This window comes from Ruegeria sp. SCP11, assembly GCF_040329455.1.
In the GTDB taxonomy this organism is placed as follows: Bacteria; Pseudomonadota; Alphaproteobacteria; order Rhodobacterales; family Rhodobacteraceae; genus Ruegeria; species Ruegeria atlantica_E.
Genome location: NZ_JBDZYG010000008.1, coordinates 61,981 through 88,725 on the forward strand (window position 1 = coordinate 61,981; position 26,745 = coordinate 88,725).

At 57.9% G+C, this 26,745-nt stretch carries 23 protein-coding genes and 1 tRNA gene; 4 read left to right on the forward strand and 20 right to left on the reverse strand.

Annotation, left to right across the window (positions count from 1 at the left end; genetic code table 11):
* The 3 genes from ABLN94_RS13725 to ABLN94_RS13735 all read left to right on the forward strand — a co-directional run bounded on the left by ABLN94_RS13725 (nucleotide 1) and on the right by ABLN94_RS13735 (nucleotide 2,399).
* Nucleotides 1-945 carry an ornithine cyclodeaminase family protein gene (locus ABLN94_RS13725; RefSeq protein WP_352993187.1) on the forward strand — a complete coding sequence of 315 codons (945 nt, stop codon included), beginning with the start codon at nucleotides 1-3 and terminating at the stop codon, nucleotides 943-945.
* A complete protein-coding gene (locus ABLN94_RS13730) occupies nucleotides 938-1,729 on the forward strand; it encodes an amino acid ABC transporter ATP-binding protein (RefSeq protein WP_352993189.1) in 792 nt (263 codons plus the stop codon). The genes ABLN94_RS13725 and ABLN94_RS13730 overlap by 8 nt, the downstream gene beginning before the upstream one ends.
* Nucleotides 1,730-2,309: 580 nt before the next feature.
* Nucleotides 2,310-2,399: transfer RNA gene (locus ABLN94_RS13735), tRNA-Ser, on the forward strand.
* 119 nt (nucleotides 2,400-2,518) lie between these two features.
* On the opposite strand, the gene ABLN94_RS13740 is transcribed toward ABLN94_RS13735, so the two are convergent.
* From ABLN94_RS13740 to ABLN94_RS13780, 9 genes are all read right to left on the reverse strand, one after another.
* Nucleotides 2,519-3,682 (reverse strand): phage portal protein, encoded by a 1,164-nt coding sequence (locus ABLN94_RS13740; RefSeq protein WP_352993191.1) that lies wholly within the window; start codon nucleotides 3,680-3,682, stop codon nucleotides 2,519-2,521.
* An 11-nt stretch (nucleotides 3,683-3,693) separates the two neighbouring features.
* Complete coding sequence (locus ABLN94_RS13745) at nucleotides 3,694-4,206, reverse strand: HK97 family phage prohead protease (RefSeq protein ID WP_352993193.1); 513 nt, start codon at nucleotides 4,204-4,206, stop codon at nucleotides 3,694-3,696.
* A 52-nt stretch (nucleotides 4,207-4,258) separates the two neighbouring features.
* The gene (locus tag ABLN94_RS13750; protein WP_352993195.1) at nucleotides 4,259-5,512 is read right to left on the reverse strand and encodes a phage major capsid protein; all 1,254 of its coding nucleotides are present in this window, start codon (nucleotides 5,510-5,512) and stop codon (nucleotides 4,259-4,261) included.
* Nucleotides 5,513-5,699: 187 nt separating this feature from the next.
* Complete coding sequence (locus tag ABLN94_RS13755; protein WP_352993196.1) at nucleotides 5,700-6,185, reverse strand: hypothetical protein; 486 nt, start codon at nucleotides 6,183-6,185, stop codon at nucleotides 5,700-5,702.
* A gap of 468 nt (nucleotides 6,186-6,653) precedes the next feature.
* Nucleotides 6,654-6,893, reverse strand: a complete 240-nt coding sequence (locus ABLN94_RS13760; RefSeq protein WP_352993198.1) for a hypothetical protein — start codon at nucleotides 6,891-6,893, stop codon at nucleotides 6,654-6,656.
* Between the two features lie 114 nt (nucleotides 6,894-7,007).
* Nucleotides 7,008-7,292, reverse strand: coding sequence for a hypothetical protein (locus tag ABLN94_RS13765; RefSeq protein WP_352993199.1), 285 nt, complete (start codon nucleotides 7,290-7,292; stop codon nucleotides 7,008-7,010).
* A gap of 275 nt (nucleotides 7,293-7,567) precedes the next feature.
* Nucleotides 7,568-8,260, reverse strand: a complete 693-nt coding sequence (locus tag ABLN94_RS13770) for a hypothetical protein (RefSeq protein ID WP_352993201.1) — start codon at nucleotides 8,258-8,260, stop codon at nucleotides 7,568-7,570.
* Nucleotides 8,261-8,772: 512 nt separating this feature from the next.
* Nucleotides 8,773-10,938, reverse strand: a complete 2,166-nt coding sequence (locus tag ABLN94_RS13775) for an AAA family ATPase (protein ID WP_352993203.1) — start codon at nucleotides 10,936-10,938, stop codon at nucleotides 8,773-8,775.
* A 254-nt stretch (nucleotides 10,939-11,192) separates the two neighbouring features.
* Nucleotides 11,193-12,368, reverse strand: a complete 1,176-nt coding sequence (locus ABLN94_RS13780; protein ID WP_352993205.1) for a tyrosine-type recombinase/integrase — start codon at nucleotides 12,366-12,368, stop codon at nucleotides 11,193-11,195.
* 355 nt (nucleotides 12,369-12,723) lie between these two features.
* Between ABLN94_RS13780 and ABLN94_RS13785 the strand changes: the two genes are divergently transcribed.
* Nucleotides 12,724-14,727 carry a phage integrase central domain-containing protein gene (locus ABLN94_RS13785; protein WP_352993487.1) on the forward strand — a complete coding sequence of 668 codons (2,004 nt, stop codon included), beginning with the start codon at nucleotides 12,724-12,726 and terminating at the stop codon, nucleotides 14,725-14,727.
* Here the strand turns inward: ABLN94_RS13785 and ABLN94_RS13790 are convergent.
* The 11 genes from ABLN94_RS13790 to nirJ form a co-directional block, all read right to left on the reverse strand.
* The gene (locus ABLN94_RS13790) at nucleotides 14,710-15,612 is read right to left on the reverse strand and encodes an FAD:protein FMN transferase (protein WP_352993207.1); all 903 of its coding nucleotides are present in this window, start codon (nucleotides 15,610-15,612) and stop codon (nucleotides 14,710-14,712) included. The genes ABLN94_RS13785 and ABLN94_RS13790 overlap by 18 nt on opposite strands.
* Nucleotides 15,609-16,124 (reverse strand): nitrous oxide reductase accessory protein NosL, encoded by a 516-nt coding sequence (locus ABLN94_RS13795; protein WP_352993209.1) that lies wholly within the window; start codon nucleotides 16,122-16,124, stop codon nucleotides 15,609-15,611. The genes ABLN94_RS13790 and ABLN94_RS13795 overlap by 4 nt, the downstream gene beginning before the upstream one ends.
* Complete coding sequence (locus tag ABLN94_RS13800) at nucleotides 16,121-16,942, reverse strand: ABC transporter permease (RefSeq protein WP_352993211.1); 822 nt, start codon at nucleotides 16,940-16,942, stop codon at nucleotides 16,121-16,123. The genes ABLN94_RS13795 and ABLN94_RS13800 overlap by 4 nt, the downstream gene beginning before the upstream one ends.
* On the reverse strand, nucleotides 16,939-17,832 hold the full coding sequence (locus ABLN94_RS13805; protein WP_352993213.1) for an ABC transporter ATP-binding protein: 894 nt from the start codon (nucleotides 17,830-17,832) through the stop codon (nucleotides 16,939-16,941). Before ABLN94_RS13805 ends, ABLN94_RS13800 begins: the two co-directional genes overlap by 4 nt.
* Nucleotides 17,822-19,078 carry a nitrous oxide reductase family maturation protein NosD gene (locus tag ABLN94_RS13810; RefSeq protein WP_352993214.1) on the reverse strand — a complete coding sequence of 419 codons (1,257 nt, stop codon included), beginning with the start codon at nucleotides 19,076-19,078 and terminating at the stop codon, nucleotides 17,822-17,824. The genes ABLN94_RS13805 and ABLN94_RS13810 overlap by 11 nt, the downstream gene beginning before the upstream one ends.
* Nucleotides 19,079-19,081: 3 nt before the next feature.
* On the reverse strand, nucleotides 19,082-20,989 hold the full coding sequence (gene nosZ, locus ABLN94_RS13815) for a TAT-dependent nitrous-oxide reductase (RefSeq protein ID WP_352993215.1): 1,908 nt from the start codon (nucleotides 20,987-20,989) through the stop codon (nucleotides 19,082-19,084).
* A 16-nt stretch (nucleotides 20,990-21,005) separates the two neighbouring features.
* Nucleotides 21,006-23,129: a 4Fe-4S binding protein gene (locus ABLN94_RS13820; RefSeq protein WP_352993489.1), complete on the reverse strand. Its 2,124-nt coding sequence runs from the start codon at nucleotides 23,127-23,129 to the stop codon at nucleotides 21,006-21,008.
* A gap of 44 nt (nucleotides 23,130-23,173) precedes the next feature.
* Complete coding sequence (locus tag ABLN94_RS13825) at nucleotides 23,174-23,638, reverse strand: DUF2946 family protein (protein WP_352993216.1); 465 nt, start codon at nucleotides 23,636-23,638, stop codon at nucleotides 23,174-23,176.
* Between the two features lie 142 nt (nucleotides 23,639-23,780).
* Entirely contained in the window at nucleotides 23,781-24,044 is a 264-nt protein-coding gene (locus tag ABLN94_RS13830; RefSeq protein ID WP_352993218.1) for a hypothetical protein, read from the reverse strand.
* The gene (locus ABLN94_RS13835) at nucleotides 24,001-25,554 is read right to left on the reverse strand and encodes a cytochrome D1 domain-containing protein (protein ID WP_352993220.1); all 1,554 of its coding nucleotides are present in this window, start codon (nucleotides 25,552-25,554) and stop codon (nucleotides 24,001-24,003) included. Before ABLN94_RS13835 ends, ABLN94_RS13830 begins: the two co-directional genes overlap by 44 nt.
* Entirely contained in the window at nucleotides 25,529-26,743 is a 1,215-nt protein-coding gene (gene nirJ / locus ABLN94_RS13840; protein WP_352993222.1) for a heme d1 biosynthesis radical SAM protein NirJ, read from the reverse strand. Before nirJ ends, ABLN94_RS13835 begins: the two co-directional genes overlap by 26 nt.
* Nucleotides 26,744-26,745: the final 2 nt, after the last annotated feature.

A 26,745-nucleotide genomic window follows, 5' to 3' on the forward strand; every position in this document is an offset into this window, starting at 1 on the left:
ATGAAAATTCTCGATGCAGACGCAACCACGCGCTCCCTGCCTTTCGATGCGTTGATCAACCAGATGGAGGCGCTGTTCGCCAGCGGCTTGGTCGCGCCGGACCGCTATCACCATACGATGCCGATGCTGGGCGAGCAGGACGCGACCCTGTTGCTTATGCCTGCCTGGACCGAAACCTTGGGCTGCGTCAAAGTCGTGACAGCTACACCGGGCAACTCGGCGCGCAAATTGCCGGCGATTGCCGGGTCGGTGCTGGTGTTCGACCGGGCGACCGGAGCACACTTGGTCCTGTTGGATGGCGCGGCCCTGACGGCGCGGCGCACGGCGGCAGCCTCGGCATTGGGTGCGCGGTATCTGGCGCGCGAAGACGCTCGTCACCTGCTGATCATCGGGGCGGGAAAGGTGGCGGCGCAATTGGCTGATGCGTTCCGCGCCGTGCGTCCGATTGAAACTCTGCGCGTCTGGGATGTCTTCCCGGCAGCAGCCGAACGGCTGGCTGAGGCTCTACGGGAAGAAGGTTGGGACGCGCAAGCGGTCAGCGACTTGCAGGCCGCGGTACCGCAGGCCGACATCATCAGTGCTGCGACGCTGGCGACCGATCCGCTGTTGCTCGGCGACTGGCTGGTGCCCGGGCAGCACGTGGACCTGATTGGCGCCTTCACCCCCTCCATGCGTGAGGCCGACGACCGTGCACTGCAACGAGCCCGCCTGTTTGTCGACACAAAATTTGCCACCATGGAAGCGGGTGAGCTGAAAGCGCCGCTGGAAACCGGTGCAATCGCACAAAGTGACATTCTGGGCGATCTCTACGCTTTGACGCAGGGCACGCCAGCTCGCACGGGCGCAGATGAAATCACCCTGTTCAAATCGGTCGGCAACGCTGTGATGGATCTGGCCGCTGCCATCACCGCCACTCTGGAACCTGAGGAGGGAACACATGTCTGAACTTGCAATTGACCGCGAAATCGACCGCACGAAGATGCAGGTGAGCGACGAGGTCGCCATCGAAATCACCAACATGAACAAGTGGTACGGGGCCTTCCACGTACTGCGCGACATCAATCTGACCGTCAACCAGGGCGAGCGGATCGTAATCGCGGGGCCGTCGGGGTCGGGCAAGTCCACCCTGATCCGCTGCTTGAACGCGCTGGAGGAACACCAGCAGGGCACGATCATCGTGGATGGGACCGAGTTGTCGAATGACCTCAAGAACATCGACAAGATCCGCTCTGAGGTTGGCATGGTGTTCCAGCACTTCAACCTGTTCCCGCATCTGACCATTCTGGAGAACTGCACGCTGGCCCCGATCTGGGTGCGTAAGACGCCCAAAAAAGAGGCCGAAGAGCGTGCGATGCACTTCTTGGAAAAGGTGAAAATTCCCGAACAGGCCGACAAGTACCCCGGCCAGCTTTCTGGTGGTCAGCAGCAGCGTGTGGCGATTGCACGCTCGCTCTGCATGATGCCGCGGATCATGTTGTTCGATGAACCGACATCGGCGCTGGACCCCGAGATGATCAAAGAGGTGCTCGACACCATGATCGAACTGGCCGAGGAAGGCATGACCATGCTGTGTGTGACCCACGAGATGGGCTTTGCCCGTCAGGTCGCCAACCGCGTGATTTTCATGGATGCGGGCCAGATCGTGGAACAGAACGAACCGGAAGAGTTCTTCAACAACCCGCAGAGCGAACGGACCAAGCTGTTCCTCAGCCAGATTCTGGGGCACTAGGCCTAGCAAGCGACATTTGTTCGTGTCAGTTGCAAGCTAAGCAGCGAAGTGAGCTAACTTCACTTTCTTTACAGAATTGGTCAAAGTTCGGCTCTTTGCCGGCATAAATACTGTGAAGGAGCATAGCCACTTGAACGCCCGGTTTAAACGGCCATGAGCGCTTCCCGCCTTGGTCGCGTTGGAGGAGCCGATGCCGCGTCTAGTTCATGACTTGCTCAACTTGGGTATCTGCACACCTTGGACCTTCGTTCGGTACTTTTGGCTTGCGGTTCCTTAACGGTTCGGGAGAAATGGATTTGCACTGTTACAAAAGAAATTCGTCGACTGCAGAAAACGATCTTTCAATCAGTGCGGCGGTACCAACCAGGGAATCGACAAGTTGCGGTGTTGCCAACCTGCTAGTTGGGCGGGGTTGTCTTCCAAAAGCTTTCGGAAAATATTGTCCTAATCGTACCCACAACCCACGTAAAACAGGCTCTTTTACCGTGATTTCAACGGGTTCAGCAATTTTGTCAGGGCGTAGCACAAAATAGAAATTTCGCCTTGTATTCCCGTCGCTTGCAAGGATATACCCGTCGGCGGAGACGTGGCCGAGTGGTCGAAGGCGCTCCCCTGCTAAGGGAGTAGGCGGGAAACCGTCTCGAGGGTTCGAATCCCTTCGTCTCCGCCACTTACACAAGTTAAGTGATTGTTTTTAAGTGGAAAAGTCGACGCCGTTAAACGTCGACCTACCAAAAAATCACCAAAAACGAACCCGCTTAAATCGCAAGCCAATAGTCGACGCGAACCTCACTCTACCAATGGTTCAGTCGAGTCGCCCACGTCTGTTTTGCCTTCTGTTGGGCCGAAACCTTCGATTTTGCGAACTTCTTCTGGCGTCAGCACCCGTGAGTCCAGGGCGATTTTGTGACCGGCCCAACGCTGCGCAGGATCAGCCCGAAGAAGGCCCGACATATCCAAATCCAGCCTGTATCCTTTTGCGCGTTCGTCAGCGGTAAACAAAGCGCGCGCCAATTCCTGTTCGATCCGCGATACATGCGCGGACAGCGCCAAAGTCGCAAACTGTCGGGTCAAAGACTCAATGTTGTTGTAGCTGGATTGCTCAAGCACGTTGACCAGAACGCCGGGCACACCAAATGCGCGACAGATTTCCAGCACGCTAAACTTGCGCGACTCCAGAAGTTCGGCGTCTACAGGCGAAACCAGTGGCAAGGGGGTGTAGGTCAGCCCTTCTTCAAGAACCGCGGGCATACCCCGATTTGCGCCACCAAATCGCGTCACCCAGTTTTCTTTCAAGCGGCGTGCAGCGTCTTTCGACAACAGCTTGTCATGAGACAGAACTCCGGAAGGCTGCGCCATGTTGCGCCAGTTCGTGTTGGCGAATTCCTCGGTTGAAGTCGCCATGTCGATCGAAGCGGCGGCGCGTTGCAACTGGCTTTCGCCATAGAACCGCGATCGACCCCGATTCTTCACATGGATGTATTCACCCGCTAACAGGCGATGAGACGCGGCCATACCGCCAGCCAGCGTTTCTTCGGTGTAGTCGAGAACGATCCTACCTGTCGGTGTTTGCGCCAGACTGGCAAGCGCCCAAGGAACCGGAACCAAGCCAACTATCTGACCTTGGCTATCCGTCATGATCCGAGCGGCCCCATTTCCCCGCAAGAGGATTTCAGCCACGAGGAATTCGACGAACGCGTGCCAGCTTTGGCTTTCGTTCACACCCTCGACGATCAGACGGTTAAGCGGGTGATCCGTGACGGGTTCGTCACCCACTTTCACGCCAGCGGGCAGGCTGGCGATAGACCCGGCAATCAGATCGACACAAGCCTGCACAATCGCCAGCTTTTCGGCGTGCGGCCTGTTCGTAGTCGCTGGCGTCCAACCGTCGTTCGCCGGGTTGCTTGCTTCGGCGCGGGTTTCGCGTTTGGTGAGCAGGTCTAAAAGTCCCATGCCGTAAATCCTCAAATGGTGTCGAGATAGCGCGCAATACGTGCCCGTCGTGGGGCTTGGCTGCGCAGATCGGCAGTCGTGCCGGGGTAAGCGGGAAACGCGGTCACGACCGAAATTTCAATCAACTCCACCCGCCGCAATTCGCGAAGCCCGTCGGGCGTAATGTGTTCACCCCCGGCAGCGACCGAAAATCCGATCGACACGCCACCCAGCGACCCGGCGGTAGCTAAGCCGCGAATGTCTTCGGCTTGAGGGGTGTCGGGTAGGTCGATTTCGTAGTGAAGCCCGTCGGGGCGCTCAGATAGCCTTAGCGTGCCGCTCTTGGTGCGGGCCAGCAGTTTGCCAGCGTCATGGTTGACAAGGGCGAGAACGTCGCGCCCGGAGGCGAGAGACGCAGAGAATGCACCGGGGGCAACGCGTTCGCGACGCCCGGCAACGGTGGTTTCAGTGTTGAAGGGTACGGCGATCCCGATAAGCGTTCGCCCGGATGATAAAATGCCGTTTCCGGCGTGGCGTCTTTCCATAGCGGTATTCCTCAAAAAGCACGGGGCGCCCGAGGCGCCCCGCCATTGTCGTTTAGGCTTTGATCGCCAGCGTCGCGAAGGACTCGGGGTGTCGTACCGCAATGTCAGCGGCCATGATCGCCCGCACACCTACGGCGCCTTTCGAGAAGTATGCGTCGCCGTATGGGTTCACCATCAGGTCAAGGGCACCCCACATGCCGACCAGCACATCGGAGAAGCGACCGGCGGTGATTGCTTTGTCACCCGCTGCCATGCCCGGCAGATGGGTCGAAGTCGCGACCGGAAGGTTTTCCATTGTCGCGCTGCGGCCAATGCCCGACAGGAGGCCAAGCAGCCTGCCGTCAGCGTCTTGAAGCTTGCGCAATTCCTTGGCGACCGTCGGCGACATGGCAAAGCCGCTGGCTTCGGAATTCGCTTCCGCCAGCGCTCCAATGAGGTCGATAACGTCAACTTGCGAAATGGCGCCCGATGCAGCGGTTTCATAGTTGTTGACGCCTGTTTGGTTGTGAATGCCTGTCGGCTCATTGCCGGAACCGCTGCCGACGAATACCGCCTTGTCGAGTGCTTCGGACAAAACGGCAGTCAGATCACCACGGATGATCCCTTCGACGGCGGGCACGGATTGCAGCAGCATGGTTCGGCTGAACGCAGTACGCGCGCCCAGATGTTTGGGCTTCATGCTGATCTTGTCGAAGCCCGGGTCGGACTCGCCAATTGTATCGCCGTCAGCGAACCAGCCCGCAGCCGAAGACGAAGCGAGTTTCGGAATATCCAGATCACCGCGCAGGCCGGAAACGAAACGCACGCCCAACCGATTGGCGGCTGTACCAGCGCGCAGTCGGTCGACAATTTCGTTGGCATGGTCGGTTCCGATCAGGTCAGCGCCGGATGTTCCGTCAACTGTGCGCGTCTCAGGGGCCAGCGCTTCGAGCGGCACGGCAACGCCTTCGAAAGAGCGGGGCTCGCGACGGGCAAGTTCCTGCCCGACTTCACGTTCAAAGCCGTCGTCGGCGCACAAACCGGCTGCGCCTGCGATTGCGCGTGCGACCGAGTATTTCGATCTGATTTCGGCGGCGAAGTTGTCGCCGGTATCAGCCGGATTGCCCGCCATACGGCGTTCGGCGTCGTCAAGTGTGGTCTGGCGCTGAATACGCTTTTCGACCGCTTCAAGGTCTGTGCGCAGTTCGTTGAACCGTGTTTCCTGAGTCTCGCTCAGGTCGCCCGCTTCACCAGCAGGGGCATCATTGATGCTGCGCATTTCCGCAGCAATTTTCGATCGTTTTTCGATCAGGTCGCGTAGTGCCATATGGCTTGCCTCATTCATTATCGCCCGGTTGATCGACCCCCGATCGACCCGCCGGGCGCGGTGTCGTGGGGTATGGTGCTGCGGTGAAATGATCGGTTGCGGTGGCCTTGGCCGGGCGGGGCGCCGATCAGAACTTTGGATAACCGGATGCGCAGCCACCCGGTTGAGGTAATCCCCGCCGGGCTTCCTAGTTTTTCAGATATTGAAACGCGCAAATGTCGTAGAGACGATCGCCGTCGATACAACGAATGCTGCCAGTCGGTAGGCCGTATCCGGGCGCCTTGCGCCACGAAAGCAAAGTCTCAGTTTCATCAGACTCCCCGACGAAGACTTCGCCGAAATGACCTGCATCATCTACGAACAGATCGGAGTCTTTGACCTTTTCCAAGCTGGTCAGGCCATCCAGCCAACCAGCGATATCGGCTTGCTTGATGTTTTCATAAACTGCCGAAACTTCGTCCGGTCTGGGGTTCCGTCCTTGCAGCGCCATCGTAAGCAGCACGCCTTCAATGCGAGCCTCAGCGGGCATGGTGTAGGCGGGAGTTCCACGACCTTTGGCAAAGCCGTGCTGGGTCGCGACATGGTATGCTGCCGAGTCAACGGATCGCCCGGTATAGCCTTGACTGCGCAGGCGGTAACGAAGATCGGTTGCGACAAAGCGGGTTCTGAACATGGTATTGCGGCCTTTCTGTATTAACCGGGGAATTCCCAACGAATTCTCGGGTTAAAAATACCCTTGGCCGAACCGGGTATCGCCCACTTTCCCCCAATGCGCGGGGCGCGACCTTTCATTTCTACCGCGCAGAATTTTCACTATCCCGGGCGGTGCCGCGCCCTTTAACGCTTCTAAACGTGATGCTGTGCGGTTTTGCTGCGTCAGGTTGCGTTTCGCGCTGCAAATGAAAAACGCCCAGCCGAAGCCGGGCGCGTTTCATGTCGATACGGGCAGGTTCTGTTGTCTTCGAGCAAAAGACCGATCCGAGCATGGAGAATGCAGAACCTGCCCGGGGGGTGTTTCGTCGTACCAATCACGGAGAAACCGGCAGTGCTTCACGACCCGCAATCAGAGTGCATTATCGTTCGTCGACTCGGCTTCCGATTTCCCGCAATGCGCGCGCGCAATGTCACGCGGCGCGCATACTCAGTCGTCGAGCCACTCATAGCCCGCCAGTGGTTCCCCGCTTTCACTCAACATGTAACCCGGTACGGGTAGGGTGGTGATCCCAGCGAATGTAGCGAAGCGGATCGTCGCTTCCTCTACCTGTCGGATAACATGTTCGGGCAGAGACCCGGCGCGTCGACAGTCGCTTGATGCTGAGAGTGCCACCATTGCTGATGCCTGCAATCGGTTAGTGTTGTTGGCCGTTTTTGTTTCGTGCATCTTATGAAAAGTCCTGTATTTTAAGTTAGTTAGGTGCCCCCAAAGCAGAGCTAACCACAGAAAAAACGGTGTACGCAATTATGTAAATTTATCACCACAAGACGTCACAGAATGTCACTTTTCGGGCTTACCGATCGCAGCCCATTTTGCCTTTAACTTTGCCCATCGGGCTTCACGTTCCGTTCTTTCTTCGGCTCGTCGCTTAGCTGCGATTTCCTGCCGACTCTTCTCATCCTCAATCATTGCCTTCCAGCGCTGGTCTTCTGCATCGCGCTGGCGAATCCTAGCCGCCAACTCTTGTTTTTCTTTTATCTTTCGTTGGGAGGTGTCCTTGAGATACTCGTTTAGTTCTGATCGGACTTGGATGCGGAAAGACTGAATAGCAGCTTTTTCAAGCATTCCCTGTGTTCGGGCGATCTCGGTTGTGCCATCGTTTCCACGAAATATCCACTTACCGTCAGACTGCCGATGGCATCGTCCAACAACTCTGCCGTGAGCGCTCACGGTCCCGTTTCGGTGAAAGGTCACTGCCATATTTCCACGCGCTCATAGTTGAATTTAATGGAAGAGTATTCTTCCAAATCCAATCAAGTTCTTAAAATTGCTATCGACTAATGTCGGCGAAACTGCGGCGATCGGAAGCACGGAACCGCAGAAAACGGTACTAGGTTCCATTAGATCAACTTAAGCTGTGCGTCCCCGCGTCTGTGTTCCAGAACCTTTTCGACGTACACTGTCTTCGCAAGATTTCCGCCGCGAATTTCTTGTTCTTCCCGTATCAAGCACCTAAGCGTGTCGTTCGCGCTCATTGTGACGTCTCCAGCGAGAACAGGATTAAGAAAATCGGTGTCTTCCATCTCTGCCGTGAAGCGCCGTTCGCCACCGTCGGAAAAGCGCCATTTATAGCCATCCTCAAATTGTGGCGTTACCAAGCGCAACCAAAGCGTGGCGTGGCTGACGTTCGTTTCGGTTTCATCCTCGCCGGGTTCTGGAATTTTTAGAGCAGACACATCGCTTTTTGAAATTGAAAGCGGTTCCTGCCCACCACCGGTCCCTATCCTAACGTTCTTAAGCCCCTGAATGCTTAGGGTCTTGTCACCGAACTTTTCTATTCTCTCTCTTGTTGGCTGGTCTTTCAGAAGCCGAAACGCCTTATCTTCCATTTGAATGGTCGTGTTGTTTACTGTGATCGAAACACCCGAAGGCGTCTCTTCAACGGACTCTGGTCTTTTCCCGCCAAAAAATTTGAGCGCCTGCACAACTCCAAATGTTGCACCGCCAACTCCGCCACCGACTTTGAAAACCAGATCAACTATGTCCTTTGCCGCCGTCATTCGGTCGTCGTGGGCGGCAACTACATCCAGCATGTCTGCAACCCAACTTATGTCGAGGTTCAAAAGTGCTTCGAAACAGGCTTCTTGTGTGGCACGTACTTTCAGCCTTGCGTCAGCCCGTTCACCGTTTAGTGCCTTGTTTGCGGATTGGACAACGTCCCCAAGCGCCAGAAGTGCTGGCGCCAAATCACGAACGTCGATTTCACCATCATCGAATGGTTCGCCTTCGAAGGCGATGCTGAATGCTGCGCTGCTCAAATCAATTCACCTTTTTTGTTTCAAGCTACGGAACCGGATTCCACACGTCAATTCAGGTCGAACGTCGCACACTATGTTGCTCGACTTAACGTGATTATTTCGACTCACTCGTTAGGCGACTGGGACGCGCCCCGCGCCCAAGGCGGGGCGTCGAGTCCCTATAGGGGTATGGGGAGGATAACCCCCCCCTAATTCGACAGGGACTCGACGCGAATTCGACGCTTTAAACAGAGGGATTCGACGGGGATTCGACAGGCCATTTTGAGGACTCGACGGGGATTCGACGATCACTTTGGGGTGCCCCGCACGATCTTGAAGCGGGGCGCACTTGGCTTGCCAAAGGTTTCGACCGCGATTTCGCCGGTCGACAACAGGCGTTCTTGCGCCTCGCGGAATGCAGCCTTTGTAATGCCGCCTGCGTTCGGGTGTCGCGAAAAAACCGTGGGCGCATAAGTCTGCCCAGAATTCGGGTTCAAAGGGCGACCCTGATCGTTGTGCAGGTCGAGCAATTCAAGATACACGCGCCGGGCCTCTGACGTCCGTGCCAACACGTCTAGTTCGCTTTCGGTTGGCAGCGCCCACGCTTCCACAACACCTACGTCGTCGCCTTCGTGTGTCTCGTTCCCGTTCGCTAGGCCATAAGAAGCCATACGGAACCACTCGCCCCGCCGATTGACGGGTGCCATGTTTTGCTTGCCGTCGTCGACAGACACATGTCGCCAAGCCTGATCCGGGTCGACGCCGATTTTGTCAGCTTCGCTTTCCGAAAGGCGGTTAAGGGTGCGCATCGCCCGCGCTGCCCCCTTCAAGGCCCCGGCGCCGCGCGCGTCGTCGTCCGTTGTTTTCTGGCCTGACATGCCCCCGGCAGGCTTTCGGCTATGGTGTACCAATTCCACCGCGCAGTTCAGGCGTTCGGCGATCCTAGCCCATGTCTTTACGACACGATCGACCGCGCCATTGTCATTTTCGTTTACGTCATGCGACGACACAAAAGGGTCAACGACGATCACGTCGACGCCTTCCAGTTCGCGGCACAGATCGTCGACAAGCGCTTCGTTCACAATGACCCGACCGGCCCGATCCTGTTCGGCAAGAACAAGGGGGTAATCCCGCCCGGATTGCAGCATCAGTCGATCGCCGATTTCGTCAGCCGCAATGCCGTGGTGCAGGGCAAGCGCCGTCATACGGCGGTCAAGTTCTTCCTGCGGGTCTTCGCCGTTCCAGACAAAGACACGCAGCGGACCAGCTTCGAGATTTGGCGCTGTAGAAGTGACAAGCCGGTTTCCGGTTGCCATGCTCAGCGCTTCGGCCATCGTGAATGATGATTTGCCGACACCACCCGGCGAAATGGTCGCCGAAACGTATTTGCGAACGTAGTGCTTCCCGAACAAGAACTGGCGACGCGGAATATTCGAACCATCGCCTAGCACGAAGGATGAAGGCCGAGAGAACGCCTTTCGTTGCGGCATTCCGGCTGACGCGCCTTGGAACCCGGCAGCTTGCAAAGGCACGGCGCCGAAATGCACGATGCCGCCGGATTCAGCTTCGGGTAATTCGCGGGGCTTTGCCATGCCGTCTCGGATTGCGCGACCTGCGGTGTTAGCAATCTCGCTATCGTCCAAACCGATCGCGCGCCCGGCTTCCAGCAAAGATGCTTCGACACGCTCAAGAGACAGAAGCCCGCCGCCGACAAGCTGGCCTAAGCTGAACGCGTTTTCGTTCAATGCGTGATTGCGAGTGCCGGGCATGGCGCGGCGCAAATCATCGACCGCGCTTTGTAGCGCACCTTCTGCGTAAGCGGATTGACGATCGACACCCCCGGCAGTCCGTCCCAGCAAGTCGACCACGTTCGACGCAGGCGCAGGCTTCGGCGTCGATTGTTTGGCTGGCTCTTTCTTTCGACCTCGGGCAGCGTCGAGGGCGGCAACAAGCTGGGAAGGAATTGCGCGCGCTTGGCGAAGAAGTTCGATTGTCGCTTCGTGGTTTGCGAATTCGTAACCAGCGGAACCCGGCGCAATCACGTAGCCGCCTTCTGATCGCGTGTCGATTCCGTCGCCCAGCCCCTTACCCCGGGCGCCCGCTGTGTTCCCATATCCCTTTTCGGGGTCGTGCTTGAAGTACGCGTGAAGCCCGCCCGATCTGGTGTTTACTTGGATCGCATCGCCCAGCACGCAATCCAAACCTAACGCCGATAGAGTTTCACGACCTCCGGGGGTGTCACCCTTTGGCATGTCCAAATCAAGCACCCAAAGCCCGGATCGTTCGCCGGTCGGAAGCCCGATCAGGGCGTCGGGGTTGCGTTCCCACATGCGCGCAACAAGCGTTGCGTCGTTGGTTGCGTCTTTCAGGCCATTTCGGGTCAACGGCTTCTTTGCGTCGTCGCCGACAGGGTGACACGGGAAGATCGGAAAACCCGCGTTTGCGTAGGCTAATGCCACGTCGATTTGCTGCACTTTTCGCGCCTCTTGTCTTGTAAGGCGCCGTTGCAAGCGGTATCTTGTCAGGACAAAGTGAGACAGATACCCGGAGCCTTCGGGTTATGTCAGGGGTCGAATGGTTGCCGCCGTTCGGCCCCGTCTTTTTTCAGGCTTCCAGAGAATTCCAGATCGCCAGATTCCCAGAATCCATTCTGGGCTTAGACACATCATGTAGTGTTCAAATTGGGGAGTCGAGTCCAAATTATACTATGGATTCCACCTACCAAAAATTACAACCCAAGTAAGTAATTTGCCCATTCGGCAAGGATTTCTTTGCGCGTTTCAATCAGATCGTCGCGCAAATATGCCGCTTGAACTCGGTTCGGGTCGACGTGTGCCAAGCACAGTTCTAACGCCCTTGGATTCCATTTTCCCGCACGTTCCCCCCAATCGCGGAATGTCGATCGCCAACCATGTGGCGTGCCTTCGATCTTCAGTCGTTTCATGACGGCGGCTAGCGTCATGTCAGACAGTGGCGAACCAACACGGCCAGACGGAAACACGAAGTCATTCACTTTGGGAAAGCTGTCGTTTTCCTCGTAGGCAGGTAGTGTTCGAAGGATAGAAGCGGCTTCCGGTGGAAACGGTACGATATGGTCGCGTCGTGCCTTCATGCGATCAGCCGGAACCGACCAAAGAGCGGACTCGCCGTCGAACTCGGTCCACTTTGCCCCGCGAACCTCACCAGAGCGCGCGGCGGTTAGAATCGCGAACGACAAAGCGCGCGCGCCCATGCCTTCTGCTTTCATGATCCGGGCAAATGCGTCTGGCGCGTCTTCGACCGTAACTGCACGGTGATGCTTCGGTGCCGTTTGGTTGTTGCCCAACGAGCGCGATAGGGCGTCGTCTACAGGGTTCGGCGTGCTTCTGTAACCTTTGCCTATGGCGAATGAGAAAACAGCGTTGATGCGCTGCCGAACGCGTCTGGCGGTTTCTGGCGTCTTTCGCCAGATCGGATCAAGCACCGCAAAGATTTCCGACCGTACGATTGCACCGACAGGTCGACTGCCGATCGTGGGGAAGGCGTGACGTTCGAGTGTCGTGATCCACTGTTTGGAGTGTTTGCCGCCCTTCGGCTCAACGTCACGGCGCCATAGTTCGCGCGCGACTTCTTCGAAGGACGTCAGTTCACCGCGTTCCCTGCGCTTACCTTCCAGCGGGTCTTCGCCGCCCCTAGCGACACTCCAATATTCGCGGGCCTTAGCGCGGGCGTCTGCCAGCGGAACAACCTCAATCCGACCTAGGCCGTATTCGACGCGCCGCCCCTGTACCATGCCGCGCCATGACCACCAGCGCGCAGCGCCAGTCGGAGCGACGACCAGATATAGCCCGAAACCGTCCGCGTGTTTGCCGGGTGGTAGCTTCTTAATTTGGGATGCATGAAGCGGCGTCGCTTTTTTTGGCACGGTTCGAATTCCTCAAACAAATCACCAAAACGACCTACCAAAAAACACGACACCAGACGACACGAAACGTCACGTATTTCCTCGCAAAATTCTCAAAGTCTCAATAAAACAACACTTTACGTAACACCGAGAAACGTAACATCACATGAACAGGCTGCCTTCGTCTCCGCCATCAAAACTCAAAATCCCTTTATTTTATGGGCCTTTAGGCTTCATCTCACCTTGAAATTCTTGGTTTATTTGCGCAAAATGTGGGGCAAAATGTGGGGCAAAATGTGGGGCAAAATGTGGGGCAAAATGTGGGGCAAAATGTGGGGCAAAATGTGATCTGAGAATTTTGCCCAGGATTATTTGAATACCCAAATCAAAAGGACGACATGGCGAACGGCGACTCACCAAGCGAGCAATAGAACGCGCAGGACCCGGAAGACACACAGACGGAGGTGGCCTTTACCTTGTTGTAGATAAATCTGGGGCAAAGCGATGGATGATCCGACTTGTCATACAGAATAAGCGGCGGGACCTTGGCCTTGGATCAATCTCACTTGTCGATGTTGAGGAGGCTCGTGCAAAAGCTCTTGAATATCGAAAGAAAGCAAGGGCGGGTCTTGATCCGTTCGCAGAAGTTGAAAAGGCAGAACGTGCCGCAACGCCTTTCAAGGAAATCGCTCAAGAGGTTTATGAGCAGGTTGTTCTAAATTCGACTTCCAACGGGAAGCATCAGGATCAGTGGATCAACACGTTGAAGACATATGCCTTCCCCGTCATTGGCGATAAGGCGCTGGATGATACCACGACACAAGATATCCAGAATATCCTTCTGCCGATTTGGCTTTCGAAGTCTGAGACTGCGCGCCGAGTTCAGCAGCGCATGGGTCGCGTTTTCAAGTATGCCATCTCTCATCGAATCGCGACTGACAACCCGGTTGAGCGAGGTAAAGAAAACCTTGCTTCGAAGAAGATGCAGAAACAGGTTCGGCACCACAGGGCTCTTGATTGCGATAGCGTTCCTTCATTTATGCGGACCCTCGAAAACTCCAAAGGGACTGGGGCTTTGGCATTTCGGTTTTTGATCCTTACGGCTGCGCGTGCCGGTATGGTGCGCAAAGCGCGATGGAGCGAAATAGACTTCGAGGGGGGCTGCTGGACAGTTCCGGAGGAGCATATGAAGACTCGGAAAGAGTTTCAGGTTCCTCTTGTTTTAGGATCTCTGCAAGTGTTGCATGAAGCGCGGGAATTTCAGGATGGTGAGGAATCTTTGATTTTCCAACCTCAGATGAAGCCAGGACATATGATCTCGGACGGGACTTTTCGCGCAATTCTTGAGCGTCATGGAAAAGATTGCGTCCCCCATGGCTTCCGGACTTCATTCCGCCAATTTGCGGAGAGCGAAGGCATTCAGCTGAAGTATAAAGACAAAGTTAAAGAGGCGGCTCTTTCTCATACCACCGAGAACGAAGTTGCGGCGGCTTATAATCGAACAAACTACTATTATGAGCGCGTTCTCGACGCGAAGCAGATGATGTTTCAAACTGACCGCCGGAAGCGCCTCAAAGCGAAGCCGATCTGGCAGCCTGTATTTGATGCAGACGGCAACCCCGTGATGGTGAAGCGGGTTCGGACCATCGACGGCGAGAAGAAGAAGGTCATGGTTCAGGCTCGCAGGTGCGTTGGTTTCTCTGGCGGTCCTATCCTTGGGATGCTCATTGCTTTTGAGATCACTCACGGGAAAGGCAATGGCTGGCACCCCCATTTTCACATCATCTTCTTTGTCCGGACCTCTTCGGAGAAAGAGGCCAGGAAGGCTTTGGCTATGAAGTCTCTCTGGCTTCGGTGCCTCAAGGCCAATGGATTGAGTGGTTCCGGGCACGGCTTCAAGTTGTCGAGCGCCAAAGAGGCCGGGAACTACATCAGCAAGTTTGGTGCTGCTGATGGGATCAAAACTTCTGACCTGGTGAAGCGTATTTCCGAGGCGAAGAAATCAAGGGATTGGACCCTGGCTTCCGAATTGACAGCACAGCACCGCAAGAAATCCACTCGAAAGGCTGGCGCTGGTCGGAACCCGTGGGAGTTCCTGGAAGACTATACTCACGAAGACGACAAGCAAGCCGGGGCTTTGTTTATCGAATTCGCTGAAGTCTTTCACGGGAAACAGCAGCTTCAATGGTCCCAGGGGCTCAAGGACGTTGTTGGCATTGATGAGATCACCGACGAAGAAGCGGCGGATTCCGATGCTGAGTTTCTGGGTGAGCTTGACCGTATCGGGATCACCATTTCTCCAAATGATTGGTATGGGATACGGTACGGTTGCAGCCTTAGACACACACGACGGTTGATCTCTTCAGATACACATTTCTAGCCGTGCCCCAGGGAAGGATCTGGTCACTGATTCAGCTCGTGTTTTTGGCAGAGCGCACAACGCTGTTGAAAGACCGTCAGCGATGGCGGCGCTGGAGGCAGAGACGGAAACCACTTGTACATGTCGCGCAGTACCTTTTGGATTTAGGATATGCCCTTGGGTACCCGTCAGCATAAGGCTGCTGGCGTCTGAAGTTGCGACCGCGCGGTCCCGCAATTCGATGGACTTGCGAATCTCACGGTTGGGTCCGGCTAAGCCGACCTGCCAGGCTTCCCCGTCGCCGCGTTGTCCCAGCGCGGTGATTTCACCCATGTTCACAAGCACATTCTGAAGACCCTGCGCCGTTAGAAGCGCGCTGATGTGGTCGGTGATAGCTCCTTGTGCGATGCCGTTCAAAGTCAGCGCAGAACCACCAGGCTGGGGCAGGTGGATCGCGTCGGTCTGCACAGAGACACGGCTCCAGCCGATGGTCTCTTGGGCGGCGCGGATTTGTGCCTGGGTGGCGCCAGTTGCAAGGGCTGACCACAGTGGCTGAATGGTGGGGTCGAACGCGCCCTCCGAAGCTTCATTTAGCGCCGAGCATAGGCTGAACACGTTCAGCAACTCGGGCGCGGGGTTGGAAAGGTGACCGTCGCGATTCAGGCGGCTGAGTTCGGACTGGGGGCGATACAGGCTAAAGATGTTCTCCAGCCGGTTTAGTTCGGCCTCTACCGCAGAGATGATCGGTGCGGCTTGCGCGTCGGTCAGCCCTTCTAGCCGCAAGCTGGCTGGGGCCCCCAAAGCGATCCCGCGCCAATTGGCGACCGGGGCAGGCGACGCGCCCGCGGGAAGGGCCGCGCATGCTGCGGATATGGCCAGGAACCGACGGCGGGAGAGGGCGGTCATGAGGGGGTCTCCAGTTTCAGATCCAGATCGACGGGGCCAAGAACCTCGGCCTCGGGGATGTCCGGTAGCGACAGGGGCGCACCGCCGAACTGAGCGATAAAGGCCTCGGCATCGGTGGCGTTGGCGAAGGGTACAACTTCAGGCGCGCCCATACCCCCGGCCACATCGGCACCAACCACGAAGGTTGCACCGTCGGCTGCGATCCAATTGGAAATGCCCGGTTGCCGCCAGTTGGGAGCCACCCCCATGTCGCTGACATAGACGGCGGTGATTACGGCATCGCGTTCGGGGCTTTTCAGATAGGCCACCATGTCACGCACCTGTGCAAAAAACAGTGGCGTGGGATAGCCCTCCAGATGGATCTGCCCTTTGGGGCCGCCATGTTCGGCGATGTTCATCTGACAGAAATAACTGAGCGCATCGGCGGTCAGATCAACTGGGTCAGGGGCAGCGGCCTGCTCCTCTTTGCAGGCAGCCAAGGTGATCAGGGCGATCAGGCAAAGACGTTTCATGGCTCAACCCTCCGGAATGCAGCGCGGGCGAGGGCAAATCCCAGCACTGGCCAGATCAGAAGCGAGGCAGGAGCCGCCCATACGGGCAGGGCTTGCGCCGCTCCGGTCATGCCGGATGCCATGGCCACGCCTTCGGTCGCCGCGATGTTCCACAGACGGAATGCGTCGGCCGGGTTGGCTACCATCACCCATGGAAAGACGGATTGGGTGAAAGTGCCGCCCTTGTCCATGACGACAGCCCCCAACAGGCCCAGATCATAGAGGACGACAAAAACCAGCCAGAGCCCGGCCGACAGACCTGCCGCCGCCGTAGCGCCCCTTGCCAAGGCAGACAGCAGGTAACCCAGCGCCAGAAACACGGCGCCCAGCAGGATGGATGTAAGGATGAGGCGGGCCAGAGCCATCAGGCTTTCCGGCCCAGCGCCGCCAAAGAATGCGGCCACCGCGCCTGCAGTGCCGAAGCCTACGGTCATGGCAAAGGCCAGGGCGGCCAGGTGGGCCATGAATTTGCCCAACAGGATTTCTCCGCGCCCTGCCGGGTAGGACAGCAATAGTGAAAGACTGCCTCGGTCCACGTCACCGGCGATGGCGTCGAAGGAGATCATCAGTGCCAGCAGGGGCGCGAGGTAGACCGACAGCGTGGTCATCGAGGCGACCGAGACGGTCAACATGTCGACGCCCAGTGTGCCGGTGGGGGCGCTGCCAGCGAAGGTCAGGGCCAGCGCGAACAGTACCATGATCAATGTCGCGACCAGTAACCAGCGATTGCGGCGCAGGATCAGCATTTCAGTGCGGGTGATGGCGAGGAAGCGGGTCATCGCATCTCCTCCTGTGCGTAATGGCGATAAAGGTCTTCCAGCTTGGGCGGGGTCATTTCCACATCCGCCACGGCATCGCCCATTCCGGCGATACGGCGCAGAGCCTCCATCTTGTCATCGGGGCTGCAGAGCAATTCAACCGACGCGCCATTGATGCGGTTTCCGCCCAGTTCCGCTGCAAGCGCTTCGGGGTTGGCGCTGGCGCGCACCCGCAGGCGGATCGGCAATCCGGCCAAGGCAGAGAGGTTGTTCAGTGTGTCGTCGGCGACCATCCGACCTTTGCGCATGATGGCGATGCGGTCGGTGCGTGCCTCGACTTCGGTCAGCGCGTGGGAGGCGATAAGGACCGCCGTTCCTTGTGCTGCCAGTTCGTCGATGATGGCGTAGAGATCCTGCCGTGAGATTGGGTCTAGGCCGGATGTCGGCTCGTCCAACAACGCAACTTTCGGCTGACCCAGCAGAACCTGCGCCAGACCCAGACGTTGCCGCATCCCCTTGGAATAGGCTCCGATCCGGCGGTCCATTGCATCACTGAGCCCGACACGCTCCAGCAGGCCCGGCACATCGGCCTTCGCCCCGGACAATTTCGCAAACAGGGTCAGTTGCTCGCGCCCGGTCAGGGCCGGGTGGAACGAGACAGCCTCGGGCAGATAGGCCGTCTCGCGCCGCGCTTGCGCGCTGCCGGGGGCGGCGTCTCCGATCCGAATGGCTCCGCAATGGATCGGAGTCAGCCCGAGGATGGATTTGATCAGGGTCGACTTGCCCGCGCCGTTATGGCCCAGCAGCGCGACGCGCTGACCGGGGGCAAGAGACAGGGTGATATCGTCAAGAACGCGGGTTTTCCCTCGGTCCTTGCAGACATGGTCGATAGACAGGGCCTTATCCGTCATGAGGCACCTTTTTCATTGCTGGGGGTTCAGGGGCTTGCATCAATGGATTGCTGTCCATCACACCGCCCGGCAGCAGGGCCGGGAAAGCGGATTGCGACCAGCGCACCAGCTGCACGGCGGGGGAGCCGAGCAGAAGTTTGGCTGCGGGTTGGGTCCACAGCACATGGTCCATCGAGTCATTGGGGCGATAGGGGGCATCGGCGATGCCATTGCCATCCACATCATATGCGGCAAAATCGGACCAGTAATTGCCGCGCCCACCCTCGGACCACTCGACCCATTTGGTCGAGACGTATTTCACTTGGGTCCGGTTCCCGATGAAAGAGTTGCCAACGATGCGGTTGCGTTCGCTGCCAGCGGTAAAGTGGATGCCGATGCCGCATCCCTGGAACCAGTTGTCGGTGAATTCGTTCTTGTTGGAGTTATAGAGGAAGGTGCATTTTTCCTTGGCACCTTTCACCACATTTCCGGTGATAACGCTCTTGTTGGCGTAGTTCAGCATAACGCCATGTTCGCGGTCACCAATCGAGACATTGTTGGCCACGGTCACATTGGTCGTGAACATCACCGCATAGCCCAGATCGTTGCCGATCGAGACGTTGTCGCTGACCACCGAGTCATCGGCATACATGTAGTGCACCGCGAAACGCAGATCGCGGAACAGGTTGTTGGTGAAAGTGTTTTTCTTGGACGAGTTCACAAAAATCCCGTCGCGCCCGTACCGGATGTCATTGCCATCAACCACTGCACCCGGCGCGTTCCAGACATAGACGCCATTGCCACGGTCATTCATCCGCTGGTCTTGGCGGCCTTCGATCCGGTTGCCACGTACGATACTGTCCTTGGCTCCGTGAATGTCGACGCCATAGAGGTTTCCCAGCAGCACGTTGTCTTCAACCACAGGCGCCTTAGCCGTTTTGGTCAGTTGGATGCCACTGTCGATACCCTCATGGCTTGAGCCCGAGCCGATCACCGTCAGACCGCGCACGGTCACACCCGGTCCGGTCACGGTGATGACGCTGCCGTTTTCCTGTCCGTCAATGGTGGCTTGTCCCAGCCCATCGATGGTGACGGGCCGGTCCAGAACCAGGTTTTCGGTGTAGACACCGGGGCTCAGGCGGAGGGTGTCTCCATCCGCCGCCTGCGCCAGTATTTCATTGATGGCCCCTGCCCGGTTGGGCACATCCCAATCCGCCGCCCATAGGGGCGAGCCGAGCAGGAGCGGTATGAGCAGGGGCCAGCGCATGGGTTATGCTCCCTGCGGTTCGACCAGCATCCGGCCGCGCATTTCCATGTGCAGCGCGTGGCAGAACCACTGACAATAGAACCAGTGCACGCCCGGACGGTCAGCGGTGAAGGTGATCGACGCGGTTGCCATTGGCCCGATCTCGAAGGCGATACCGTAGTTACCCAGGCAGAAGCCGTGGGTCACGTCGTCCACGTCATCCAGGTTGGTGACGTAGATTGTTACCTCGTCGCCCTGTTTGACGGTGAACTTCTCAAGGCTGAAGGTTGGTGCCTGCGAGGTCATGTAGACTCGCACCTTGTTGCCATCCCGGATCGGTTCTTCGGCGCCTTCTTCCAGATCGATGCCATCGGCTTCGGCCTGTTTGCGGGCGTCTTCCCATGTGACGTCGTTGCGGTCCCAGACGTTGACCGGATTAACGATGTCGCTGCGCACGATGATCGAGTCATGCGGTTCGGCAAAGGTCGGACCGTCGTGAACCACCTTCATCTCATCCGACGAGATGTCGATCAGCTGCTCGTTCTCAGGCTTCAGCGGACCCGTGTTCAGGAACCGGTCTTTCGAGAACTTGTTCATCGAAATCAGCCACTTGCCGTCGGCATCCTTGGTTTCACCCATGGAGGTCGAGTTGTGACCCGGCTGATAGTGCACGTCTACCTTCGAGATGATCGGGTCGACATCAGCGCCACCGTATGCCTGGATCGCCTTATCGATGTTCCACTTCACGATCTGACTGTCGAGGAACAGCGTGGTGAACGCGTTGCCCTGACCGTCATAAGCAGTGTGAAGCGGGCCGAGACCCAGCTGCGGCTCACCGACGATGCAGGACCGCGGATCGGCATCGCTTTCGAACAGGGCGTCCAGCTTGGTCACATCCATGATCGATACAGTCGGAGACAGTTTGCCGTTGATGCAGACGTGCTTGCCGTCAGGCGCAGTGTTGATGCCATGCGGCGAGTTCGGGATCGGGATGTAGCGGGTGTATTTCTTGTTCTGACCCTTACGTCCGTCCAGAACCTTGACGCCTTTCAGCTCCTGATAGTCTCCGGCCTCGATGCCTTTTTCGATCTCAGCGAGGTTGAAGACAACGACGTGGTCCAGCTCGTTCTCGGTCATCTCGGCCAGGTTCATACCCATTTCCGAGTTGTACGAGGTCGAGTAAGCGTACTTGCCCTGGTAGTCGCAGTCGGTGTTGTCGAGGTTACCCGACACGATCACCTGCCACGCGATTTCCATCGTGTCGCCGTCGATAGCAGTGAAGATGTTGACGTATTGCGACGGATCATCCAGCACGCTGCCGTCGTTGACCAGCGGGGTCTCGTCCTCACCATTGGCAAAGACATAGCCGGTGCGCGGGAATTTCTGCGGGCGCAGACCGTGGATCGCCTTGGCATTCGGGATCTCGATCATCTTGTCGCATTTCATCACGTCGCAACGTACACGAGCGACGCGGGTGTTGGCCTTGTCGTTCATGAACAGGTAGCGGCCATCGTAGGTGCCGTCGGTGAACGACATATGCGGGTGGTGCAGGTCGCCATTGTCATAGGTCTGCAACCCGCGCTTGGCCAGAAACTCCTTGGTTTCGGGCAGCAGGCCTTCAGTCATGATTTTCAGCGACTCGTTGGTCTGACCCCAACCGGTAGCCGAGCAGCGGTTGAAGACCGGCACCCGCATCAGCTCGCGCATGGACGGGAAGCCCAGGATCCGCAGCTCACCAGTCTGACCCGAGGACCAGAAGCCGTAATATTCGTCCAGCTCACCGGGCTGCAGATTGGCATTGGCCGCAGCACTGGCTTCCTTGGCGGTCATCAGGGTCGAGCCCAGACCGGTCCCGGCCAGCACAGCGCCGGTTGCGGTTGCACCCAGCATCCCGCGGCGTGTGATGTTCAGTTTGTTTTCATTGTCCGACATGATCGTTCCTCCTTTTTTAGGAAACGGATTGCGGTTTGGCGTTCGGATGGTTCGCCGGTGGTTGTCCGAGTGGGGTCTTCATCTGGACCGACCCTGTCTTGGCCCGCCGTTTCAGCTGGCGGATAACGACGGGACATTTGTCCTCGGACTGGTAGAGCACCTGACAATGCAGGCAGGTGACGCACTCGTTCGGGTTGATCTCACCGGTAGGGTGGATTGCCTGAACGGGGCATTCGTTGGCGCAGGTCTGACAGGGGGTGCCGCAATCCTTGTAGCGGCGCAGCCAGTCGAACATGCGAACACGGGCGGGGATCGCCAGCGCTCCGCCCAGCGGGCAGAGGTAGCGGCAGTAGAACCGTTCAATGAACAGTCCAATCCCCAGCAGGAGCAGCGCAAAGACCACGAAGGGCCAGTCGCGCATGAATTTCAGGATGATCGCGGTCTTGAACGGCTCGATCTCGGCGTATTTTTCAGCCAGCGGGATCGACACGAAGCTGAGGCCAAAAAGACCCAGGAAAATCATGTACTTTGCGGGCCACAGGCGTTCGTTCAGACCCCAAGGCAGAGTCCATTGTGGCACCTTCAGCGCACGCGCGATCTTGTTGGTCAGTTCCTGCAGTGCACCAAACGGGCAGAGCCAGCCGCAATAAGCGCCTCGACCCCAGAACAGAAGGGCAGCGGCGACGGCGAACCATTGGATGAAGACCAGCGGGTCCAGCAGGAAGGCGTCCCACGAGAATCCGGTGCGTAGGCTACCGGCCAAGGCCATCAGGTTCACCACGCTCAGCTGCGCGTTAGCGTACCAGCCGATGAAGAACAGGGTCATGGTCAGGTAACCGATGCGGAACCAATAGAAGACCCGTGCGTTCATCGTGGCATGGAACTGGAAGAAAAAGGTGGCCGTGAGTACCAGTAGCATGACGCCAAGGACGCCAATTTCAAATGTGCGGTCCCTCCAGATGCGCTTCCAAAGGGCGGCTTTTGCTGCGGCTTCGCCGGTGGCGTCGTCAACGACAGTCGGGGCGGCAACGGGCAGCAGATACTGCTCGGGCAGCTTGTAGCCCAGATCGAAGGTCAGGAAGGTTTTCTCGACAGCACCCACGGCCCGTTGCACCAGCAATTGCAGGCGGAAAGGCTCGGCAGGATTAAATTCGGCTTCTGCGGGGATTTTGAAGATATCCAGTTCGGTGAAGCTCGGCGCGTCAGGAGCAGCAACTTTGCCCAGGCGCTCTTGTTGCTTGTCAAAGAACCGCACCGAATTGTCGCCCTGGATCAGCTGAATGCGGTCGAAAATTCCTCCACGCACATAGCCCGAGCCCTTGAAGCTGTAGGCCCCGCGTCCCAGCACTAAAATGGCATGTTCGCCTTCGTCCAGCCAGTTGGTCAAGTTCTGGTATTCAGCCTCTCCCAGCAGTGACTTGCCGATCGACGGTACCGAGACCAGCGCCATATGCATGTCGATGAAGGTATCATCCGGTTCTCCCGGTTCGGGGCGTTTGATGGCGCGTTGATCCCCCGTGGCCTCGAAGGCCGCGTTGACCTGCCCAACATCCAGCGTTAGCCGCCGGATCGAGCCGTCTCCGGACAAAGTGGTCCAGTCGTAAACAGCATTCCGCGCCATATCGACTTCGCGCTTCGGCCCGTCAGCCTGCAAGGGCGATAGCCCACCCAGCCCCAGCGCGCGTGCCACTTTGATGCCGCCCCGCACAAGGCTGTCGTCGATCACCATGATGGTTACGGTCGCACCCGAAATAATATCGAGGTCGTGACCCTCACCGCCGGTTTCGGCCTCAACCTTGAGGTCCAGTCCGGCATAGCCTTCGGTCAGTTCGACCATGCGTGAATTGGGGATGCCAATCAGAACGATAGGCTCCGAGTGCTTGACCAGTTTGACCCCGGTCAGAACCGCATCGTCATCAATGGCGGCAACCACGTGGATCGGTTTGCCGGAATAGCCGGTGGTGCCCACGAAATCAGAGGTCAGGAAGGCCCAGGCGACGGTATCTCCGCCCTTCAGAACTGGGGCAACGGGCACGTCGTCGCGTACCGGGCCAAAGGCATCGGCACCGGGGACCAGATCGGCGGGCTCAATCTCGGGCAGGAAGCTGGCGAGGCTGTCGGCATGGGCGCTGATTGCCATCAGGCAGGACAGAACAAAGGCCAGCAGAAAATGGGTTGCGCGACTTACGACCACGGCGCACCTCCGATTACTTGGGTGGACGCCATGGACGCGCGCAGGGCGCGTTCAGATTCTTCTTGGGCTACGCGCGGGGGACCCCGGGTTTCGGGCCACAAACGTTTCAAGCTTGAGATATGTACCAGGTCTTGCGTTTCGCAGCGTGCGGTTTGAACAGAACTGTCCCGGTTCATCACGGGCAGTTCCGGTACCGGAGCTGCTGAAGTGACAGCGCATAAGGCGCAGTCAGCGCATTTCGGGCAGGGCGCGGTTGGGTCTTTGGTCTCCCCCTCAAGGTCCACCTGAACCCAGACCGCCCCTGCCTCCGAGCAGATCTCCACCCACATGCTTTGCCCGGGACTCGCCAGCGCCGGGCCAAGCAGCTGCAACAGCAGAAGGAAGACGCCCGCCATAGCACAAGCGGCGCGGGACGCGCGAACAGCTGACATGTGCAGAGGGTTGAGGGCGGGCATGGAGCATCCAACTCGGCATTCTTTCCTGAGTCCTATGCCGTCCTCTCGATTCGAAACTTGACTTAAGTCATTTGTTCGCAAACTGACCAAAAATTAATCTTGGGATGTTTTCGCATAAAAAGCAGACAGTTAGGTGGCTGCCTTAGCCGTCTGCCTCGTCCATCAGTCCACGTACCCACCGCCCGGCCAGCCAGGATGCAGGTACGCCCAGAGGGATAGACCACAAGATCGCAGTAACCGGTTCGATCACGCCAAAACCAGCGCTGTTGGCAATAAGACCGGCCAGAAACAGGTTGATGGCCACGGTTAATGCCGTGGCCGGATAGAGCAGAATGGCCAGCTTCCAAACCGGCCATTTACCTTCAGTGGCTGGTGCCTTCTGAGAATGTGATTTTGTTCCAGACATTGTATTTCCCCGAAGGTTTGCGCATCGGCAGGCGGCGGACCTCTTCCAGCGTCTGCGCGTCATAGACGATTACTGCGCCGTCATCTTCCCAGATTGAAACCAGCGCATGGCTGCCATCCTTTGTGAACTCCACATGAGCAACCGTTTTACCGGGGGCAGGGCGCAGAGTCTTCACGATCTCAAGGCTTTGCTTGTCGATCACGTGCATCGCGTCCTTGTTGGGGCCGAAAAACACATCGGCCCAGACGTAGGGCGAATTCTCATGGCTGCGCATGAAGAACCCCGGCCCTTCGGTCTTGATCCGCTTGACGGTCTCCCAAGTCTGCATGTCGATCACCGATACGGTGCCATCAGTCAGGTGTGGTGTAGCCATCACGGTTGTATCGCCATGCTTCCACGTGATGCCCGAGCCTAGATGCGGCATGCCCGGCAAGTCCAGATCGGCCACTTTCTGACCGATGACCAGATCAATCACCTGACCGCCCTTGCCGTCTCGGGACGCGCCCATGACATACTCGTAACTCTGGTCAAAGAAGAAATCGTCCAGATAATCGGGCGTCGTGATCTTGCGCACAGGGAAGGGATCGGGGTTTTTGAACTGGCCTTCGATGCGGAAATCGTGTCCCAGCCCGAATTGCGGCGGGTTGGCTCCGTAGAAGACCTCCCAGATTTCGGGCACGTCTTTCAGAGCCAGCACGAAACTCTCGCGCGGGGGCGCCTGATAGACGGCCGAGACACGGCTGGGAACGCCCTTTTTACTTTTAACCTCGACGACCTTCGCGACCGAAAGGTCTTCAGTGGACAGTAGGGTCAGCGAATTCGGCAGGTAGTTCGCAACGGCCACCCATTTGCCATCTCCCGACATGGCGATGTTGCGGCTGTTTAGGCCCGCACGCACACGACCCACCTGTTTCAGAGCCCAAATATCATATTTCTGGACCCACCCATCGCGGGACATGATGAAGACATAACGACCGTCGGGGCTGAATTTCGGTCCGCCGTGGACGGCGAATGGTGTTTCGAACCGGTCCAGAACCTCGAATGTATCGCCATCCAGAACGCTGACATGGTGATCGCCGGTTTCAACGGCCAGCGTGATGTTCATCGGGTCGCTGTCCCAAACGGGAGCGTCAACCGGGATATAGTCTTCGTCCAGTGTGCGGCTGGCCATGATGTCAGCCTCGCCCCATTCCGGGTCGGACTCCAGCGGAGATTTTAACCAACCGGCCAGTTCCTCGATCTGTAGCGCATCGAGTTCGTGCGCAAAGGCAGGCATCTGGGTGGCCGTGCGCCCCTCGGCAATGACAGCGGCCACACGGGGACCGCGCATTCGCTTAAGTGTCTCGGGGATCAGCGCGGGGCCGACCCCACCCAAGCGGTTCTCTCCGTGGCAGGATGCACAGTGTTCGGCGTAGTCTGACGGTGCGTCTGCCCATGCGCTACCCGCCAGAAGAAGCGAGCAGAAGGTGCCGATTTTCAGAGAGTTAAAAGAATTGATGTGCCGGATCATGACGTTTCCCCCGGAACGGCGTGACCTGCAGGCGCTCGCCTGCATCGTCGACACCGATTTCTTGATTGGACAGATAGCAGGCCGGATCTTCAGCCCAGGGATCGCCGGTCAATTGCAAGGCCCGGATGCGGGTGTTGCCACCGCAGACATCCTTCAACTGGCAGGCTCCGCAGCGCCCTTTCAACGGGCGGGGGCGGGTGCGCAGCATGGCGAGCATCGGATCATCGCTGGTCCAAAGCTCGGAAAAAGAGTGGGTCTTCACATTGCCGACCGTGTAATCAGACCAGTAGGTATCCGGATGGACCCGTCCCAGATTGTCAATATTGGCCACGCCCAGACCGCTGGAGTTGCCGCCCCATGCGGCGAGATGCTCGCGTACGTGTGCGGCTTTCGCATCGTCGAAATGCGCGCGGACCCAGTTCAGGAAATATCCGGCATCGGCATCGTTGTTGCCGGTCACGATGTCCAGCGGACGCCCACCCGAGGCGGCCTCCCATGCACGGTCTAGCAGCAGGTCCAGCCCCTTGCGCGTGCGCAGGTGTTCTGCGTCTTCGCCGCGGTTTTTATCGCCACGTCCGGCATAAACGAGGTGGGACAGATAGAACTTGTCGACGCCCTCATCATCGCACAGCTGTAACAGATCGGGCAGGTGGTGCTGGGTACCTTCGGTCAGGCAGAACCGCAAACCCACCTTGATGCCACGCTTCTTGCATTCGCGCACACCGCGCAGGGCATCGGCAAAGGCGCCCTCGACACCGCGGAACCAGTCGTTGGTGGCGCCAATCCCATCCAGCGAGATACCAACGTAGTTGAACCCCACATCGGCGATCATGTCGGCGGTTTCGTCGTAAATCCGCGTGCCGTTGGTCGACAGCGCCAGCATCGGCACCAGGTCACGGGCGCGTTTGGCAATGTCGAAGAAATCGAACCGGTCCAGCGGTTCCCCACCCGAGAGGATCAAGGCCGGGACGCGAAACTGGCCAAGATCCTCAAGGGTTACCATGGCTTGCTCGTGACTGAGCTCACCCGGGAACGCAACATCCGCCGAGACGGTGTAGCAGTGGCGGCATTTCAGATTGCAGCGCCGTGTCAGGTTCCAGATCACCACTGGTTTGACCGGCCCGGGGCGGCGTTTGCGCACGGGGGTCGGGGTGACGAGTTGGTGCATGTATTCGGTCAGGCGGAACATGT

What these genes read in the sequence shown, in the direction of transcription:
- ABLN94_RS13725 (WP_352993187.1), top strand. Translation starts at nt 1, where the DNA reads ATGAAAATTCTCGATGCAGACGCAACCACGCGCTCCCTGCCTTTCGAT.
- ABLN94_RS13730 (WP_352993189.1), top strand. Translation starts at nt 938, where the DNA reads ATGTCTGAACTTGCAATTGACCGCGAAATCGACCGCACGAAGATGCAG.
- ABLN94_RS13740 (WP_352993191.1), bottom strand. Translation starts at nt 3,682, where the DNA reads ATGGGACTTTTAGACCTGCTCACCAAACGCGAAACCCGCGCCGAAGCA.
- ABLN94_RS13745 (WP_352993193.1), bottom strand. Translation starts at nt 4,206, where the DNA reads ATGGAAAGACGCCACGCCGGAAACGGCATTTTATCATCCGGGCGAACG.
- ABLN94_RS13750 (WP_352993195.1), bottom strand. Translation starts at nt 5,512, where the DNA reads ATGGCACTACGCGACCTGATCGAAAAACGATCGAAAATTGCTGCGGAA.
- ABLN94_RS13755 (WP_352993196.1), bottom strand. Translation starts at nt 6,185, where the DNA reads ATGTTCAGAACCCGCTTTGTCGCAACCGATCTTCGTTACCGCCTGCGC.
- ABLN94_RS13760 (WP_352993198.1), bottom strand. Translation starts at nt 6,893, where the DNA reads ATGCACGAAACAAAAACGGCCAACAACACTAACCGATTGCAGGCATCA.
- ABLN94_RS13765 (WP_352993199.1), bottom strand. Translation starts at nt 7,292, where the DNA reads ATGCTTGAAAAAGCTGCTATTCAGTCTTTCCGCATCCAAGTCCGATCA.
- ABLN94_RS13770 (WP_352993201.1), bottom strand. Translation starts at nt 8,260, where the DNA reads ATGCTGGATGTAGTTGCCGCCCACGACGACCGAATGACGGCGGCAAAG.
- ABLN94_RS13790 (WP_352993207.1), bottom strand. Translation starts at nt 15,612, where the DNA reads ATGACCGCCCTCTCCCGCCGTCGGTTCCTGGCCATATCCGCAGCATGC.
- ABLN94_RS13795 (WP_352993209.1), bottom strand. Translation starts at nt 16,124, where the DNA reads ATGAAACGTCTTTGCCTGATCGCCCTGATCACCTTGGCTGCCTGCAAA.
- ABLN94_RS13800 (WP_352993211.1), bottom strand. Translation starts at nt 16,942, where the DNA reads ATGACCCGCTTCCTCGCCATCACCCGCACTGAAATGCTGATCCTGCGC.
- ABLN94_RS13805 (WP_352993213.1), bottom strand. Translation starts at nt 17,832, where the DNA reads ATGACGGATAAGGCCCTGTCTATCGACCATGTCTGCAAGGACCGAGGG.
- ABLN94_RS13810 (WP_352993214.1), bottom strand. Translation starts at nt 19,078, where the DNA reads ATGCGCTGGCCCCTGCTCATACCGCTCCTGCTCGGCTCGCCCCTATGG.
- nosZ (WP_352993215.1), bottom strand. Translation starts at nt 20,989, where the DNA reads ATGTCGGACAATGAAAACAAACTGAACATCACACGCCGCGGGATGCTG.
- ABLN94_RS13820 (WP_352993489.1), bottom strand. Translation starts at nt 23,129, where the DNA reads ATGGCAATCAGCGCCCATGCCGACAGCCTCGCCAGCTTCCTGCCCGAG.
- ABLN94_RS13825 (WP_352993216.1), bottom strand. Translation starts at nt 23,638, where the DNA reads ATGCCCGCCCTCAACCCTCTGCACATGTCAGCTGTTCGCGCGTCCCGC.
- ABLN94_RS13830 (WP_352993218.1), bottom strand. Translation starts at nt 24,044, where the DNA reads ATGTCTGGAACAAAATCACATTCTCAGAAGGCACCAGCCACTGAAGGT.
- ABLN94_RS13835 (WP_352993220.1), bottom strand. Translation starts at nt 25,554, where the DNA reads ATGATCCGGCACATCAATTCTTTTAACTCTCTGAAAATCGGCACCTTC.
- nirJ (WP_352993222.1), bottom strand. Translation starts at nt 26,743, where the DNA reads ATGTTCCGCCTGACCGAATACATGCACCAACTCGTCACCCCGACCCCC.